Source organism: Hydrogenophaga sp. (assembly GCF_028698005.1).
GTDB lineage: Bacteria > Pseudomonadota > Gammaproteobacteria > Burkholderiales > Burkholderiaceae_C > Hydrogenophaga.
This window is the reverse complement of sequence record NZ_JAQVEJ010000009.1, coordinates 11,554-24,733: the sequence shown is the minus strand read 5'-3', so window position 1 is coordinate 24,733 and position 13,180 is coordinate 11,554. Positions and strand designations below refer to the sequence as shown.

General features: G+C 70.6%; 14 protein-coding genes and 1 pseudogene. 5 read left to right on the top strand and 10 right to left on the bottom strand.

Annotated elements, in window-relative coordinates; translation table 11 throughout:
* Positions 1 to 57 precede the first annotated feature (57 nt).
* A complete protein-coding gene (locus tag PHQ87_RS02055) occupies positions 58 to 2,037 on the top strand; it encodes an ATP-binding protein (RefSeq protein ID WP_300230689.1) in 1,980 nt (659 codons plus the stop codon).
* A gap of 52 nt (positions 2,038 to 2,089) precedes the next feature.
* Positions 2,090 to 2,719: a response regulator gene (locus tag PHQ87_RS02050; RefSeq protein WP_300230686.1), complete on the top strand. Its 630-nt coding sequence runs from the start codon at positions 2,090 to 2,092 to the stop codon at positions 2,717 to 2,719.
* A gap of 6 nt (positions 2,720 to 2,725) precedes the next feature.
* Here PHQ87_RS02050 and PHQ87_RS02045 read toward each other — a convergent pair whose 3' ends face one another.
* Positions 2,726 to 2,872: a hypothetical protein gene (locus tag PHQ87_RS02045; RefSeq protein WP_300230684.1), complete on the bottom strand. Its 147-nt coding sequence runs from the start codon at positions 2,870 to 2,872 to the stop codon at positions 2,726 to 2,728.
* Here PHQ87_RS02045 and PHQ87_RS02040 point away from each other — a divergent pair.
* Positions 2,871 to 4,103 carry an MltA domain-containing protein gene (locus PHQ87_RS02040; RefSeq protein ID WP_300230682.1) on the top strand — a complete coding sequence of 411 codons (1,233 nt, stop codon included), beginning with the start codon at positions 2,871 to 2,873 and terminating at the stop codon, positions 4,101 to 4,103. The two genes, PHQ87_RS02045 and PHQ87_RS02040, sit on opposite strands and share 2 nt — an antisense overlap.
* Entirely contained in the window at positions 4,100 to 4,882 is a 783-nt protein-coding gene (gene cysQ / locus PHQ87_RS02035; protein ID WP_300230681.1) for a 3'(2'),5'-bisphosphate nucleotidase CysQ, read from the top strand. Before PHQ87_RS02040 ends, cysQ begins: the two co-directional genes overlap by 4 nt.
* Before the next feature lie 11 nt (positions 4,883 to 4,893).
* Here cysQ and PHQ87_RS02030 read toward each other — a convergent pair whose 3' ends face one another.
* The 3 genes from PHQ87_RS02030 to PHQ87_RS02020 all read right to left on the bottom strand — a co-directional run bounded on the left by PHQ87_RS02030 (position 4,894) and on the right by PHQ87_RS02020 (position 6,562).
* Positions 4,894 to 5,769, bottom strand: a complete 876-nt coding sequence (locus PHQ87_RS02030; RefSeq protein WP_300230679.1) for a hypothetical protein — start codon at positions 5,767 to 5,769, stop codon at positions 4,894 to 4,896.
* A 158-nt stretch (positions 5,770 to 5,927) separates the two neighbouring features.
* Positions 5,928 to 6,317, bottom strand: coding sequence for a GreA/GreB family elongation factor (locus PHQ87_RS02025; RefSeq protein ID WP_300230677.1), 390 nt, complete (start codon positions 6,315 to 6,317; stop codon positions 5,928 to 5,930).
* A 122-nt stretch (positions 6,318 to 6,439) separates the two neighbouring features.
* Complete coding sequence (locus PHQ87_RS02020) at positions 6,440 to 6,562, bottom strand: hypothetical protein (protein WP_300230675.1); 123 nt, start codon at positions 6,560 to 6,562, stop codon at positions 6,440 to 6,442.
* 109 nt (positions 6,563 to 6,671) lie between these two features.
* Between PHQ87_RS02020 and PHQ87_RS02015 the strand changes: the two genes are divergently transcribed.
* Positions 6,672 to 7,313, top strand: a complete 642-nt coding sequence (locus tag PHQ87_RS02015) for a DUF937 domain-containing protein (RefSeq protein ID WP_300230673.1) — start codon at positions 6,672 to 6,674, stop codon at positions 7,311 to 7,313.
* A gap of 15 nt (positions 7,314 to 7,328) precedes the next feature.
* On the opposite strand, the gene PHQ87_RS02010 is transcribed toward PHQ87_RS02015, so the two are convergent.
* The 6 genes and pseudogenes from PHQ87_RS02010 to PHQ87_RS01985 form a co-directional block, all read right to left on the bottom strand.
* The gene (locus PHQ87_RS02010; RefSeq protein WP_300230671.1) at positions 7,329 to 7,721 is read right to left on the bottom strand and encodes a RidA family protein; all 393 of its coding nucleotides are present in this window, start codon (positions 7,719 to 7,721) and stop codon (positions 7,329 to 7,331) included.
* 3 nt (positions 7,722 to 7,724) lie between these two features.
* Positions 7,725 to 9,374, bottom strand: a complete 1,650-nt coding sequence (locus PHQ87_RS02005) for an AMP-binding protein (RefSeq protein WP_300230669.1) — start codon at positions 9,372 to 9,374, stop codon at positions 7,725 to 7,727.
* Positions 9,371 to 10,594 carry an acyl-CoA dehydrogenase family protein gene (locus tag PHQ87_RS02000; RefSeq protein WP_320387955.1) on the bottom strand — a complete coding sequence of 408 codons (1,224 nt, stop codon included), beginning with the start codon at positions 10,592 to 10,594 and terminating at the stop codon, positions 9,371 to 9,373. The genes PHQ87_RS02005 and PHQ87_RS02000 overlap by 4 nt, the downstream gene beginning before the upstream one ends.
* 86 nt (positions 10,595 to 10,680) lie before the next feature.
* On the bottom strand, positions 10,681 to 11,532 hold the full coding sequence (locus PHQ87_RS01995; RefSeq protein ID WP_300230667.1) for an enoyl-CoA hydratase family protein: 852 nt from the start codon (positions 11,530 to 11,532) through the stop codon (positions 10,681 to 10,683).
* Positions 11,533 to 11,537: 5 nt separating this feature from the next.
* Positions 11,538 to 12,041 (bottom strand): MarR family transcriptional regulator, encoded by a 504-nt coding sequence (locus tag PHQ87_RS01990; RefSeq protein WP_300230665.1) that lies wholly within the window; start codon positions 12,039 to 12,041, stop codon positions 11,538 to 11,540.
* Positions 12,038 to 13,180: pseudogene (locus tag PHQ87_RS01985) on the bottom strand (bifunctional salicylyl-CoA 5-hydroxylase/oxidoreductase); the annotation flags it as partial. The pseudogene PHQ87_RS01985 and the gene PHQ87_RS01990, both read right to left, overlap by 4 nt.

Here is a 13,180-nt window from a genome sequence, read left to right as displayed (position 1 = left end):
GCGGCGCCTTCCGCTGGCGCCGCATCAACCTCACGCCGCTGGCTGCTGTGGGGGGCGATGCTGTTGCTGGTGCTGGCGCTGCTGGCCCTGCTGGCGTTTCTGGCGGCCGAATACGAAGAGGGCCGCGACCAGGCGGCGCTGGAGGCGGATGCGGGTGTCCTGGCCAACGACATCCGCTCGGGCCTGCTGCGCAACGTCCAGACCCTGCAGTCGCTCCATGGCCTGACCTCCACCGAAGCCGACTGGCTGGCCGCTGCCACCGACATCCTGCGCCAGCATCGCGAGATGGTGCGCCTCGAGTGGCGCGACGATGCCATGAGCCTGCGGGCCTGGCACGATTCCCCCTACATCGCCAACCTGTACGACCAGATGGGGCGTCAGGACGCCGCACCCAGCCTGCGGCTGGCCTGTGACAACGCCGAGCGCCTGTCGGGGCCTGCGTTTTCGACCAGCTACTTCTGGCCGCTGCCCGGCGGGCATGGGCTGGAGATGATCGAGATGTGCATGCCGGTGGTGCGCGCCGGCCAATCCCTGGGCTATCTGGTGGCCACGTACTCGCTGCCCGGCATGCTGTCCGAGCTGATCAACCGCGACCTGGCGCGCGGTCGCGGGCTGACCTTCACCGATGCCGATGGCACGCGCCTGGCGCTGTACAGCGCGGTGCCGGTGCGCCGCCGCGTCCAGGTGGCGGCGCAACTGATCGATCTGCAGGGCATGACGCTGGTGCTGCGCCTGGAAAGCCCGCGCGCCGTCTACAGCCTGTTTCCCAACGTCCTGACGGCCGTCGTGGGGGTGCTGTCGCTGTCCCTGCTGGCCGTGCTGGGCGCCCTGGCCCGCGACATCCGGCGTCGCCAGCGCGCCGAGTCCGAACTGGCCCAGGCGCTGGCGTTCCGCAAGGCGATGGAAGACTCGCTGGTCACCGGCCTGCGCGCGCGCGACATGGAGCACCGCATCACCTATGTCAACCCGGCGTTCTGCCAGATGGTGGGGCTCACGGCCGAGGAGCTCATCGGCAGCGGGCTGCCGGCACCCTGGTGGCCGCCCGAGCTGGTCGACGAATACACGCAGCGCCAGGCCGTGCGCCTGGCAGGCCAGTCGCTGCCCAGGGAAGGCTGGGAGTCGGAGTTCATGCGCAGCGATGGCACGCGCTTTCCGGTGCTCATCATCGAGGCCCCTCTGATCGATGCGCGGGGCGTGCAGACCGGCTGGATGAGCGCCATCCTCGACCTGACCGAGCAGCGCCGCGTCGAAGAGCTCAACCGGGCGTCGCAGGAGCGCCTGCAGGCCACGGCGCGGCTGGCCACCATGGGCGAGATGGCCTCCATGCTCAGCCACGAGCTCAACCAGCCGCTGGCGGCCATCTCCAGCTACACCACGGGCGCGGACAACCTGCTCGACCAGGCCGGGACCGACAGCACCGCCGTGCCCCTGGAAGACCTGCGCCAGGCCATTCGCCGCATTGGCGAGCAGGCCGAGCGGGCGGGCCGTGTCATCCGCAGTGTGGCCGACTTCGTGCGCCGGCGCGAGCGGGTGCGCGAAACCGTCAACCCGGCCACGCTGTTCGAGGACATCGCACCGCTGGTCCAGTTGCAGGCCACGCGCCTGGACATCCGCGTGCGTACCCACGTCGCTCCGGGCTGCCCCGCCGTCACCTGTGATCGGACGATGATCGAGCAGGTGCTGCTGAACCTGACGCGCAACGGGATGCAGGCCATGCCACCGGCCGATCCGCCCCTGCGATCGGGTCTGCGCGTGCTGACGCTGTCGGCGCGCCTGGTGCGTGCGCTGGCCGGGGCGGATGGCATTTCGACGGGCGTGCGCCAGTGGGTCGAACTGGCCGTCACCGACCACGGCGTGGGCCTGGCGCCCGACGTGGCCAAAAAGCTCTTCACGCCGTTTTTCACCACCCGGGCCGAAGGGATGGGCCTGGGGCTGAGCCTGTGCCGCACGGTGGTCGAGCAGCATGGCGGCGCACTCACCCACGAGCCGGCCCAGCCACGTGGCACCGTCTTCCGTTTCACGCTGCCGGCCGGGTGAATCTGCCGCGGTGGGGCTCACGGGACGTTTTCCATCGGTCTATGATCCGGTCATGACGCCTCATTCCGACGCCCGCATCTACCTGGTCGACGACGACGCAGGCGTGCGCGAAGCCCTGGCCTGGCTGCTGCGCACGCGGCGCCTGCTCAGCGTCGGCTTCGACAGCGCCGAGGCTTTCCTGGCCGAGATCGACAGCTGGAAGGGCCCGCCCGATACGCCCTGCTGCGTCCTGCTGGACGTGCGCATGCCGGGCATGAGCGGGCTGGCCCTGTTTGATCACCTGCTGACCTTGCCCTGGCAGGCCGGCATGCCCGTCATCTTCCTGTCCGGCCACGCCGACGTGCCCACGGCCGTTGATGCCGTCAAGCGTGGCGCCTTTGATTTCTGCGAAAAACCCCTGTCCGACAACGTGCTGGTGGACCGCATCGTGCAGGCGCTCGACCACTCGGCACAGGAGATCGAACGACGCCGCGCCCGCACCGATCTGCAGCAGCGGCTGGACGGCCTGACCGAGCGCGAACGCGATGTCATGCGCCTGGTGGTCGATGGCCTGCCCAACAAGATCGTGGCCGATCAGCTGCGCATCAGCGTGCGCACGGTCGAGGTCCACCGCTCACGGGTGTTCGACAAAATGGGCGTGAAGTCGGCGGTCGAACTGGCCAATGTGCTGCGGGGGCTCTGACCGGTGTCAGTGTTCGGGCGGTGTGGCCTGATCGTCCTTGCCGGGCGGCGTCGTGCCCGGCTCGCCGCCTTTTCGCCCGGAGAACATCGTCCACCAGACAATGAAGACCAGCAGCACCAAAGCGCCCAGTGCTTCCAGCAACAGCAAACCCATGCAAGTACCCGATGAGAACAAGCCGGCGGACGCGGGTCCATCGGCGGTGACGGTGGATCGGCGCGCCGGACCCCGGCGGGGGCTGCGTGCCGCGTTCATCGCCCTGATTGTAGGAAGCCTGGCCGGCTGCGCCGTGGTCACCGGCGATGACCCCGGGGCCGGGCCGCCGGAGGCGCCGTTCGCCGATGGGATGGACGATGCCACCCTGCCGGCGCCAATCGTGCGCGGCAAGAGCCTGTGGACGCCGACGCGCTGGTCCGAGCTGCCTGGGTGGGGGAGCGACAGCCTGCATGAAGCCTGGAACGCGTGGCTCAAGACCTGCGAGAAAACCGGTGCCCCGGCCACGCCCGGCAGCCCCGAGCTGTGCCGCCAGGTGCGCCAGTTGTCCATCGCGACGCCTGAACAGCAGCGCGATTGGGTGCAGCGGCGCTTCGTTCCCTACCGCATCACCGAGCCCGACGGCCGCGCGGCCGTCGGGTTGCTCACGGGCTACTACGAGCCGGTGCTGGAGGCGCGACGCCTGCCCGACAGCGTCTTTCGCGTACCCCTGCATGCCGAGCCCCAGGGGCTGCCGCGTGGGCAGCCCTGGTATACCCGCCAGCAGATCGACACCCAGCCGGTGGCGCAGCGGGCGCTCGAAGGCCGTGTCATCGCCTGGCTGGCCGACCCGATCGACGCCATGATCCTGCAGATCCAGGGCTCGGGCCGCCTCACCATCACCGAGCCCGATGGCCGCCAGCGCCAGGTGCGTCTGGCATTTGCCGCACACAACGGCCATACCTATCGCAGCCCGGTGCGCTGGCTGCTCGATCAGGGGGCCATCCGGGAAGGCCACTGGGCGGCCGTGCGCGCCTGGGCGCGGCGCCACCCGCAGCGCGTCAACGACATGATGTGGAGCAACCCGCGCACGGTGTTCTTTCGCGAAGAAGCCCTTGACGACTTCGACGCGAAGTTCGGGCCCCGGGGCGCGCAGGGGGTGCCGCTGACGCCCGGCCGCTCCATCGCGGTCGATCCGCACAGCATCCCCTACGGCACGCCCGTCTGGCTGGTCACCCAGGGGCCGACGCTGACCCAGCAGAAGCTCGTGCTCGCCCAGGATACGGGCGGTGCCATCCTGGGCGCCGTGCGCGCCGACCTGTTCACCGGCTGGGGCGGTTTCGGTGATCCGGCCTACACCATCGCCGCCGGGCTCAATCAGCCCTTGCAACTATGGGCGCTGTGGCCGAAATGACGAACCTGCCGCATCTGCTCGACCAGCTCGTGCCCCTGATCCGCGCGGCGGGGGCGGCCGTCATGGCCGTCTATGCCACCGACTTCGCGGTCACGGGCAAGGCCGATGATTCCCCCGTGACCGAGGCCGACCGGCGGGCGGAGGACATCATCACGGCCGGGCTGCTTCGCCTGACGCCTGACATTCCCGTCGTGGGTGAAGAGGCCGAGGCCGAAGGTCGCGCGCCCACCGTTGTCGGGCAGCGCTTCTGGCTGGTGGACCCGCTGGACGGCACCCGGGAATTCATCCACCGCAACGGCGAGTTCACCGTCAACATCGCCCTGATCGAAGGGGGGCAACCCGTGCTCGGGCTGGTGCTGGCGCCGGCGCTGGGCCCGCTCTATGGCGGAGGACCGGGTTTGGGCAGTTGGGTGGAGGATGTCGCCGGCCAGCGCCGGGCCATTGCCTGCCGGGCCGAGCCGCCCGAAGGCCTGACCGTGCTGGGCAGCCGCTCGCATGGGGATGCCGCCGCGCTCGACGCCTTCCTGCGGGGTCGCCGGGTGGCCGCCGTGCGCAGTGCCGGCTCCTCGCTCAAGCTGTGCCTGCTCGCCGCCGGCGAGGCCGACGTCTACCCGCGCCTGGGACGCACCATGGAATGGGACATTGCGGCCGGCCACGCCGTGCTGGCGGGCGCGGGTGGCCGCATCGAGGTGCTGCCCGGCGGCGCGCCTCTGACGTACGGCAAGCCCGGCTGGGAGAACCCCCACTTCGTGGCCTGGGGCCGACCCGACGGCCGCTGACGCCGGGGTGCTCAGACGGTGGCGTCGGGCCCCGCCCAGTGCCCGCTCATCAGCCCGGCGGGTTGCTCGAAGGCCTGGACACGGGCACTGGCCGGCCAGGCCTCGCGCGGCACGGCCAGGCCGGCGAAGATGCCGTAGCCTTCGCCGGCGTGGATGGTGCCGCCGGCGATCAGGCTTTCGCCCGCGCGAATCGCACCGCCGGCCTGCATCCGGCCATGGGCGAGGATGCCCCAGCCGGCCTCGAGGTGTTGCGTGCAGTGCAGGTCGGCGCCGCACAGCAGGCCTTGCGCGGTCCGCAACTCGCCACTGACCGCGATGGCGCCGCGCACATGCAGCGTCTTGCCGATGGCGACATCGGCCTCGCAGAACAGGTCGTCGTCGATGGTGGCGTTGCCGCCGATGCTCACGGCACCGGCGCTTTGCAGGTGCCAGCGGCAACGGAGCATGCCTTGCGCCGTGAGGGGCCCCGCGGTTTCGATCGCCCCATCGACGCGGACGTCGCCACCGGCGCGCAGTGCGCCGTCGCAGCGTACGCTGGCGCCGGCCCGGATATCTTCCCCGGCGATCAGGTCGCCACCGGTGCGCACGCCGCCGCGCGCCGTGACCGACCGGCCGGCGCGCAGCAGGCCTGCGATCTCGATTGGCCCGTCGATTTCCACGGCACCGGCAAAGACCAGGGCGTCGGTTTCCAGCGCGCTCAGGCGCAGCACCGCGTCGGTGGGACCGAACTGATCGAGCAGCCAGCAGGCATCGTCGATCCGGCCGTCCCGCACCAGGGCATCGAGCAGCGGCTGGTAGTCTCCGCCTTCGCCGTGCGTGCGCAGCAACCAGCGAAAACCCGACGCGCAGGGGCGCTTGGCCTTGATGAAATCACGCGTCAAATCCATCGTGATGTCCTCGAAAACAATTGACGTAGATCGTCCTGCCAGGGTCGCTGCCTGGCATGGGCGGGCATGGGCAGGGCGGTCGGGGCCGTGCGCGCGCACCGATACCCGGCGACGCGCCGGCGGGTGCGCTGCGTCACCGGCCGGTCCGGCCGACGCGCTCAGGTGGTGTAGTCGCCGCTGGCTTCGGGCTGGAACAGCAGGGCCTGGATGGTGACCGCGCGCTCGTCGCCGTGCGGCGTCGTCCAGACGGCGTCGTGACCGACACGTCGCCCGATCAGGCTCGCCCCGAAGGGCGAGCACACCGAAATGAAGCCGCGCTGGGGTTCGGCATCATTGGGGTAGCACAGGGTGTATTTCCGGGGCTCGGGCGCGCCGGTCTCGGCGATCAGGACCTGCGAGTACATGGTGACGACATCGGCCGGAATGCTCGGCGGGGACACGACCTCGGCTTCGTCGAGCACGTCGGCCAGGGTCTGGTGCCCGAGCTTGCTCAGGCGCACGTGGTCCAGTTCGGTGAGCACCCGCTCACGGCGGTTCATTGAAGACATGGCAAATTCCTGAAGGGCCTTCTGCCGGTGCGCTGCAAACAGGCGGGCAGGCGGCATCGCGCGGTGGGTGGGCCCGGCGATAGGATGTGCGCAGTGTGTGCGGGGGAGGGGTATCGCCGGGCTCAGGAATGTGCGGCGAGCTGGCGGTGTCCGACGCTGGACAGGGCGAGCGCGCGCAGCACTGCACGCACCACATAGGTGGTCGCGCAGGCACGGGTGCCGACTGTATGTGCGAAGGAGGCCATGGGGCGACTCTAGGAGATTTGTCAAAGTGTGTCAAATGCCCATGTCGGCCGCGCCCTCGACGGGTACCATGGAATGCCTTCTTTGACCGCCTTTTCAAGGACACGAGCCATGAACAGCCAGAGCTCTCCTGCCGCCGGCCTGACCGACGAATTGTTCGCGCAGTTGCAGGGTGCCCCCCTGCAGCAGATCGCCCGCCAACTGGGCACCAGCACCGACCAGACACGCGACGCCGTGGGCGCTGCGCTGCCCCTGCTGCTCGGGGCGCTGGGGCGCAATGCCGCGCAACCCCAGGGGGCACAGGCGCTGTTCGGTGCCCTGCAGCGTGACCATGCCGGTGGCGCCGGCGTGGACCTGGGCGGGCTGCTGGGCGCCTTGCTGGGCGGCGGCGCGGCGCCGGCGCAGCCGGCGCGTGCCAGCGACGGCGCCGCGATCCTGGGACACATCTTCGGCGGCGCGCTGGGTCAGGCCGAAAGCGGGCTGGGTCGCGCGACCGGGCTGGACAGCAACAAGGTCGGCAGCCTGCTGCAGATGCTGGCGCCGATCGTCATGTCGTTCCTGGCGCAACGCGCCAGCGGTGGCGGTCTCGATGCCTCGGGCCTGGGCAGCGCGCTCGGCCAGGAACGCCAGCGCGTGCAACAGCGCGGTGGCGCTGCCGGCGACCTGCTGGGCTCGCTGCTCGACCAGGACGGCGATGGTCAGGTGGGTCTGTCCGATCTGCTCAAGATCGGCGGCAGCCTGCTGCGGCGCTGAGGGTGGCCGCGGTGCTCAGACCACCGCGGTGACCTCGATCTCGATCTTGGCCCGTGGCTCGACCAGGCGGCTGACCTCGACGCAGGTCATGGCCGGGAAGTGCTTGCCCATGACCTCGCGGTAGACCGCGCCGAGCTCGGCCAGGCGCGCGCTGTACTCGTCGCGGTCCACGACGTACCAGGTCATGCGCACCATGTGCTCGGGGCCGGCGCCGGCACAGGCCAGCACCTCGCGCACATTGAGCAGGGCCTGCTTCGTTTGCGCGATGAAATCATCGCTGTCGAACTGTTGCTGGCCATTCCAGCCAATCTGGCCGCCGACGAAAACCAGGGTGCCCCGGGCGGCCACGCCGTTGGCGTAGCCCCTGGGCTGGGTCCAGCCGGGTGGTTGCAGCGGGGTGATGGACATGGGTCAACCTTCCTGTGATGGTTCGGCGGCCTGCCGGCGCAATGCGAAGCGCTGCAGCTTGCCGGTCTCGGTGCGGGGCAAGGTGGGCACGAAGCGCACCTCGCGCGGGTACTTGTAGGGTGCCAGCGTGTGTTTGACGTGGTCCTGCAGGGCCTTGGCCTGGTCGGCGTCGGCAGGCAGGCCGGGCTTGAGCACCACGAAGGCCAGGATGATCATGCCGCGCTCATCGTCGGGTTTGCCGACCACGCCGCATTCGGCCACCGCCGGGTGCTGCAGCAGGGCCGCCTCGACCTCGGGGCCGGCCACGTTGTAGCCGGCGGTGATGATCATGTCGTCGGTGCGTGCCTGGTAGAAAAAATAACCGTCGTCGTCCTGCAGGAAGGCATCGCCGGGGAAATTCCAGCCATCCTGCACGTACTGGGTCTGGCGCTCGCCGTCGAGGTAGCGGCAGCCGGTGGGGCCGCGCACCGCCAGCCGGCCGACCTGGCCGCGTGGCAGCTCGCGGCCTTCGTCGTCGACGATCCTGGCCTCGTAGCCCGGCACCACGCGGCCCACCGCACCGCGCCTGACGTCTGCCGGTGCGGCCGAAATGAAGATATGGAACATCTCGGTGGCGCCGATGCCGTCGAGCATCTCGATGCCGCTGGCTTCCTTCCAGAGCTGGCGTGTGGCGTCGGGCAAGCCTTCGCCGGCGCTGACGGACAGGCGCAGCTTGCCGACGCCGTGCTCGCGCGCGAACGGAGCCATCTGGCGGTAGAAGGTGGGTGCGGTGTAGCAGATGGTGGCGCCCACGCGGTTCATCAGCGTGACCATGGCTTCGGGGGTGTAGGGAATGCTCGGGAAATACACCGACGCGCCGGCCCACATGGGAAACAGCAGCAAGCCGCCCAGGCCGAAGGTGAAGGCCAGCGGCGGTGATCCCATGACGATGTCGTCCGGTGTGGCGCGCAGCACGTGGCGCGGCCAGGCTTCGCAGGCGGCGAGCAGGTCGCGGTGGGTGTGCACGGCGGCCTTGGGGCTGCCGGTGGTCCCGGAGGTGAAGGCCAGCAGCGCGATGTCGTCGGCGCTGGTGGGGCAGGGGGGGGTGTCGGCGGGCGCATGACGTGCCAGTGCCTCGATCGAGTCGGGCAGCGCCACGGCGGCGTCGCCGGTGTTGAAGACCCGCATCGGCACCGGGTCGCCGGTCTGCGCGAGCGCGGCGACGAGCTCGTCCTGCAGTTTCACGTCGCACAGGGCCGCATTGGGCCGCGCCTTGGTGATGACGGCGGCCAGCTCGCGTGACCTGAGCAGCGGCATGGTGGCGACGGAGACCAGACCGCTTTGCACCACCGCCAGCCAGGCCAGGGCCATGGCGACGGAGTTGCCGCCGCGCAGCAACACGCGGTTGCCGGGCACCAGCCCCATCGTCTGCGTGAGCACGTGGGCCATGCGGGCCACCTCGGCACGGGCCTCGGTGTAGCTGAGGGTGCGCTCTTCGCTGCGCAGGAACGGCCGCTCGCCATGGCCGTTGGCGATGGCGCGCGCGAACAGGGTGTGGATGACGTTCGCCTGGTCGGGGATGCGCAGTTCGGGGCGGTCGTAGCGCAGCTCGGGCCATTGCTCGCGCGGTGGCAGGCGGTCGTGCACGAAGCGGTCGGTCTGGGCGGATGTCATGGCGTTCTCCCGGGGTCGGCCTTCAGGGCGTGTTTGCCCAGAATCAGCAGTTGCACCTCGCTGGCGCCTTCGTAGATGCGCAGCGCACGGATGTCGCGGTACAGGTGCTCGACGACCTCGCCGACGCGCACGCCGCGGCCACCGAACATCTGCAGCGCCATGTCGATGACCTTCTGGGCGTTCTCGGTCGCGGTGAGCTTGGCGCTGGCGGCGGCGGCCGTGTAGGCCGGGGTGCCCGCGCCCTGCGTGGTGCTGCAGTCGCGCAGCCAGGCGGCGCGGTAGGTGAGCATGGCCGCCGCATCGATGAGGGCACTCATCTCGCCCAGGCGCGCCTGCGTGAGCTGGAAGTCGGCCAGCGTCTGGCCGAACAGGCGGCGCTGCTGCGTGTGCGCCACCGCCTCGGCGAAGGCACGCCGGGCCATGCCCAGCGCGGCGGCGGCCACCGAGGCACGGAAGATGTCCAGCGTCTGCATGGCCAGCTTGAAACCGCCGTTGACCGGGCCGACCAGGGCGTCGGCCCCGAGCCGGCAGCCGTCGAAGCGCAGCGTGGCCAGCGGGTGCGGCGCCATCACCGCGATATGGTCGCTGCTGTCCAGGCCGGGCGCGCCGGCGTCGACGATGAAGGCACTGATGCCGCGTGCGCCGGCGTCCGGGTCGGTCTTGGCGAAGGTGAGGTAGAAGTCGGCCAGGCCACCGTTGCTGATCCAGGTTTTGCTGCCGTCCAGACGCCAGCCATCGCCCGCCGGCGTGGCGCGCGTGAGCATGCCCGCCACGTCGGAGCCGGCCTCGGGCTCGCTCAGCGCGAAGGCGGCGATCTTCTCGCCGCGCGCCACGGCCGGCAGCCAGGCCGCCTGCTGTGCGGGTGTGCCGGCCAGGGTGATGGCACCGCTGCCCAGGCCCTGCATGGCGAAGGCGAAATCGGCCAGCGGTGAGTGGAAGGCCAGGGTTTCGCGCAGGATCACCAGGGCGCGCGAGTCGAGCGCCGGTAGCGCACCACCGTGGGCCGCCGGCACGCAGTAGCGCAGCCAGCCGCCCTGGCCCAGGCGGCGTACCCAGTCGCGGCAGGCGGTGCGGTCGTCGGACTCGTCGACCTGCTGCTCCCGGGCCCATTCCACCAGAGCGTGGGCCAGCACGCGGTGGGCGTCATCGAAGAAGGGCAGTTCCAGATGGGCGCCGGGGACCAGGCGGCCGTGGGGATGGGGGTGTTCGAAGCCGACCATGTCAGGACTCCCGGCGGGCCGCGCCAGGGGTTGCCTGGGGCAGCGAATGCGCTGCGTGATGCGCGTGGTGGTGGGGGCGCATGGCTTCAGTCGCCCTCGAAGACGGGCCGTTGCCGGGCGGCGAAGGCCTCATAGGCACGGCGGAAGTCCTGCGTCTGCATGCAGATGGCCTGGGCCTGGGCCTCGGCCTCGATGGCCTGGTCCAGCGTCATGGCCCACTCCTGGTGCAGCATGGTCTTGGTCATGCCGTGCGCGAACGTGGGGCCTTGCGCGAGCTGGGCGGCCAGCTTGTGCGCGGCGGGCAGCAGCGCGCCGCCCTCGTGCAGCGCGTTGAAGAAGCCCCAGGCATGGCCTTCCTGCGCCGACATGGCGCGGCCGGTGAACAGCAGTTCGCTGGCGCGGCCCTGGCCGATCATGCGTGGCAGCAGCGCGCAGGCGCCCATGTCGGCGCCGGCCAGTCCCACGCGCGTGAACAGAAAGGCCACCGTCGCCACGGGGGTGCCCAGCCGCAGGTCGGACGCCAGCGCCATCATGGCGCCCGCACCGGCGCACACACCGTCGATGGCGGCGATGATCGGCTGCGGGCAGGCGCGCATGGCGCTGACCAGGGCACCCGTCATGCGCGTGAAGGTCAGCAGCTCGGGCATGCTCATCTTCGTGAGCGGGCCGATGATCTCGTGCACGTCGCCACCCGAGCAGAAATTGCCGCCGGCGCCGGTGAGCACCACGGCCTTGACGTCGGTGGCGCGCTGCAGGCCCAGAAACCAGTCGCGCAGCTCGGCGTAGGAGTCGAAGGTCAGCGGGTTCTTGCGTTCCGGGCGGTTGAGCGTGACGGTGGCGATGCCGTCGGCGATGGCCAGCGAGAAATGGCGGGTCGCGCTGGCGGCGGGGCCGAACTGGCCATGCATGGGGTTGTGCTCGGGGATGGGGTGTTTCATGGGGTTCATTCCGCGTTGGCGTCCAGGCGCCGGTTCAGATCCAGCTGGTGCTGCTTGACCTTGCCCAGCAGCCGGTGCAGCTGGTCGAGTTCGCGCGCCGACAGGCCCTCGAAGGCCTGCACGATCCAGTCTTCGTGCTGGCGCGCCATCTCGGTGAAAAGGGTGCGCCCGCGCGCGGTCAGGCGTACCCGGAACACCCGGCGGTCGCCCTCGACGCCGGTGCGTTCGACCAGGCCTTCGGCGACCAACTGGTCGGTGATGCCGGTGACGTTGCCGCCCGTGACCATCAGCCGGTGCGACAGCTCCTTCATCTTCAGGCCCTCCGGGTGGCGTTCGAGCTGGGCCATCAGGTCGAAGCGTGGCAGCGTGGTCCCGAATTGCTCGCGCAGGCCGGTGCGCACGCGCTTCTCGATGAACTGCGAGCAGGCCAGCAGGCGCAGCCACAGGCGCAGTTCCTGCGCGTGCTCGCTGTGGGCACGTGCTTCCAGGTCGAGGTGGCCCGGGCTCATGGCACCTCCGCCGGATCGGCGGCCACCTGGACCGCGGTCTGCATCGCCTGCTGGCGCGCGATCTCGCGGTAAAGCTGGTCGCGCCCGCTCAGGTACGGGTTCGGCCAGTCGACGGCGCGCGTCTGCAGCCTGGCCGCCTCGTGCAGTGTCCAGGCCGGGTCGGCCAGGTGCGGGCGGGCGATGGCGCACAGGTCGGCGCGACCGGCGCCGATGATGCTGTTGGCGTGATCGGCCTCGCTGATGGCGCCCACGGCCATGGTCAGCATGCCGACCTCGTTGCGGATGCGGTCCGCGAACGGGGTCTGGTACATGCGGCCATAGACCGGCCGGGCCTCGCGCGTGGTCTGGCCCGAGGACACGTCGATCACGTCACAGCCGGCTTCCTTGAACAGGCGGGCGATGGCGACGGCGTCGTCGGGCGTGTTGCCACCCGGGGCCCAGTCGTGCGCCGAGATGCGCACGCTCATGGGCCGCTCGGCCGGCCAGGCGGCGCGCATGGCGGAAAACACTTCCAGCGGGTAGCGGCAGCGGTTCTCCAGCGAACCACCGTACTCGTCGCTGCGCCGGTTGGTCAGCGGGCAGATGAAGGCCGAGAGCAGGTAGCCGTGCGCGCCATGCAGCTCCAGCCAGTCGAAGCCGGCGGCGGCGGCGCGCCGCGTGGCGGCCACGAAGGCCGCTGTCATGGCGTCCATGTCGGCACGCGTCATGGCCTGCGGTACCTGGTTCTGCGGGCCGTAGGGCACGGCGCTGGCCGACAGCAGCGGCCAGTTGCCCGAGGGCAGCGGCTCGTCGATCTGCTCCCAGCCGAGCTGGGTCGAACCCTTGGGGCCGCTGTGGCCAAGCTGCAGGCCGATGCGCGCACTGCTTTCGCCGTGCACGAAATCGACGATGCGCCGGAACGCGGCCTGCTGCGCGTCGTTCCACAGGCCGGGGCAGCCCGGTGTGATGCGGCCCTCGGGTACGGGGCTGGTCATCTCGACCATGACCAGGCCGGCACCGCCGAGTGCGCGCGCGCCCAGGTGCACCAGGTGCCAGTCGCCGACCTCGCCGTTGCGGGCCTTGTACTGCGCCATGGGCGAGACGACGATGCGGTTTTTCAGCGCCAGGCCGCGCACGCGCAGCGGCAACAGCATGGGGGG

Excerpts from the sequence above, each read along its gene's own strand:
- PHQ87_RS02025 (WP_300230677.1), bottom strand. The coding sequence starts at position 6,317 with ATGTCTTCAATGAACCGCCGTGAGCGGGTGCTCACCGAACTGGACCAC.
- PHQ87_RS02005 (WP_300230669.1), bottom strand. The coding sequence starts at position 9,374 with ATGACATCCGCCCAGACCGACCGCTTCGTGCACGACCGCCTGCCACCG.
- PHQ87_RS02050 (WP_300230686.1), top strand. The coding sequence starts at position 2,090 with ATGACGCCTCATTCCGACGCCCGCATCTACCTGGTCGACGACGACGCA.
- PHQ87_RS02030 (WP_300230679.1), bottom strand. The coding sequence starts at position 5,769 with ATGGATTTGACGCGTGATTTCATCAAGGCCAAGCGCCCCTGCGCGTCG.
- cysQ (WP_300230681.1), top strand. The coding sequence starts at position 4,100 with ATGACGAACCTGCCGCATCTGCTCGACCAGCTCGTGCCCCTGATCCGC.
- PHQ87_RS02040 (WP_300230682.1), top strand. The coding sequence starts at position 2,871 with ATGCAAGTACCCGATGAGAACAAGCCGGCGGACGCGGGTCCATCGGCG.
- PHQ87_RS02055 (WP_300230689.1), top strand. The coding sequence starts at position 58 with ATGCTGTTGCTGGTGCTGGCGCTGCTGGCCCTGCTGGCGTTTCTGGCG.
- PHQ87_RS02010 (WP_300230671.1), bottom strand. The coding sequence starts at position 7,721 with ATGTCCATCACCCCGCTGCAACCACCCGGCTGGACCCAGCCCAGGGGC.
- PHQ87_RS02000 (WP_320387955.1), bottom strand. The coding sequence starts at position 10,594 with ATGGTCGGCTTCGAACACCCCCATCCCCACGGCCGCCTGGTCCCCGGC.
- PHQ87_RS02015 (WP_300230673.1), top strand. The coding sequence starts at position 6,672 with ATGAACAGCCAGAGCTCTCCTGCCGCCGGCCTGACCGACGAATTGTTC.
- PHQ87_RS02045 (WP_300230684.1), bottom strand. The coding sequence starts at position 2,872 with ATGGGTTTGCTGTTGCTGGAAGCACTGGGCGCTTTGGTGCTGCTGGTC.
- PHQ87_RS01995 (WP_300230667.1), bottom strand. The coding sequence starts at position 11,532 with ATGAAACACCCCATCCCCGAGCACAACCCCATGCATGGCCAGTTCGGC.
- PHQ87_RS02020 (WP_300230675.1), bottom strand. The coding sequence starts at position 6,562 with ATGGCCTCCTTCGCACATACAGTCGGCACCCGTGCCTGCGCGACCACC.
- PHQ87_RS01990 (WP_300230665.1), bottom strand. The coding sequence starts at position 12,041 with ATGAGCCCGGGCCACCTCGACCTGGAAGCACGTGCCCACAGCGAGCAC.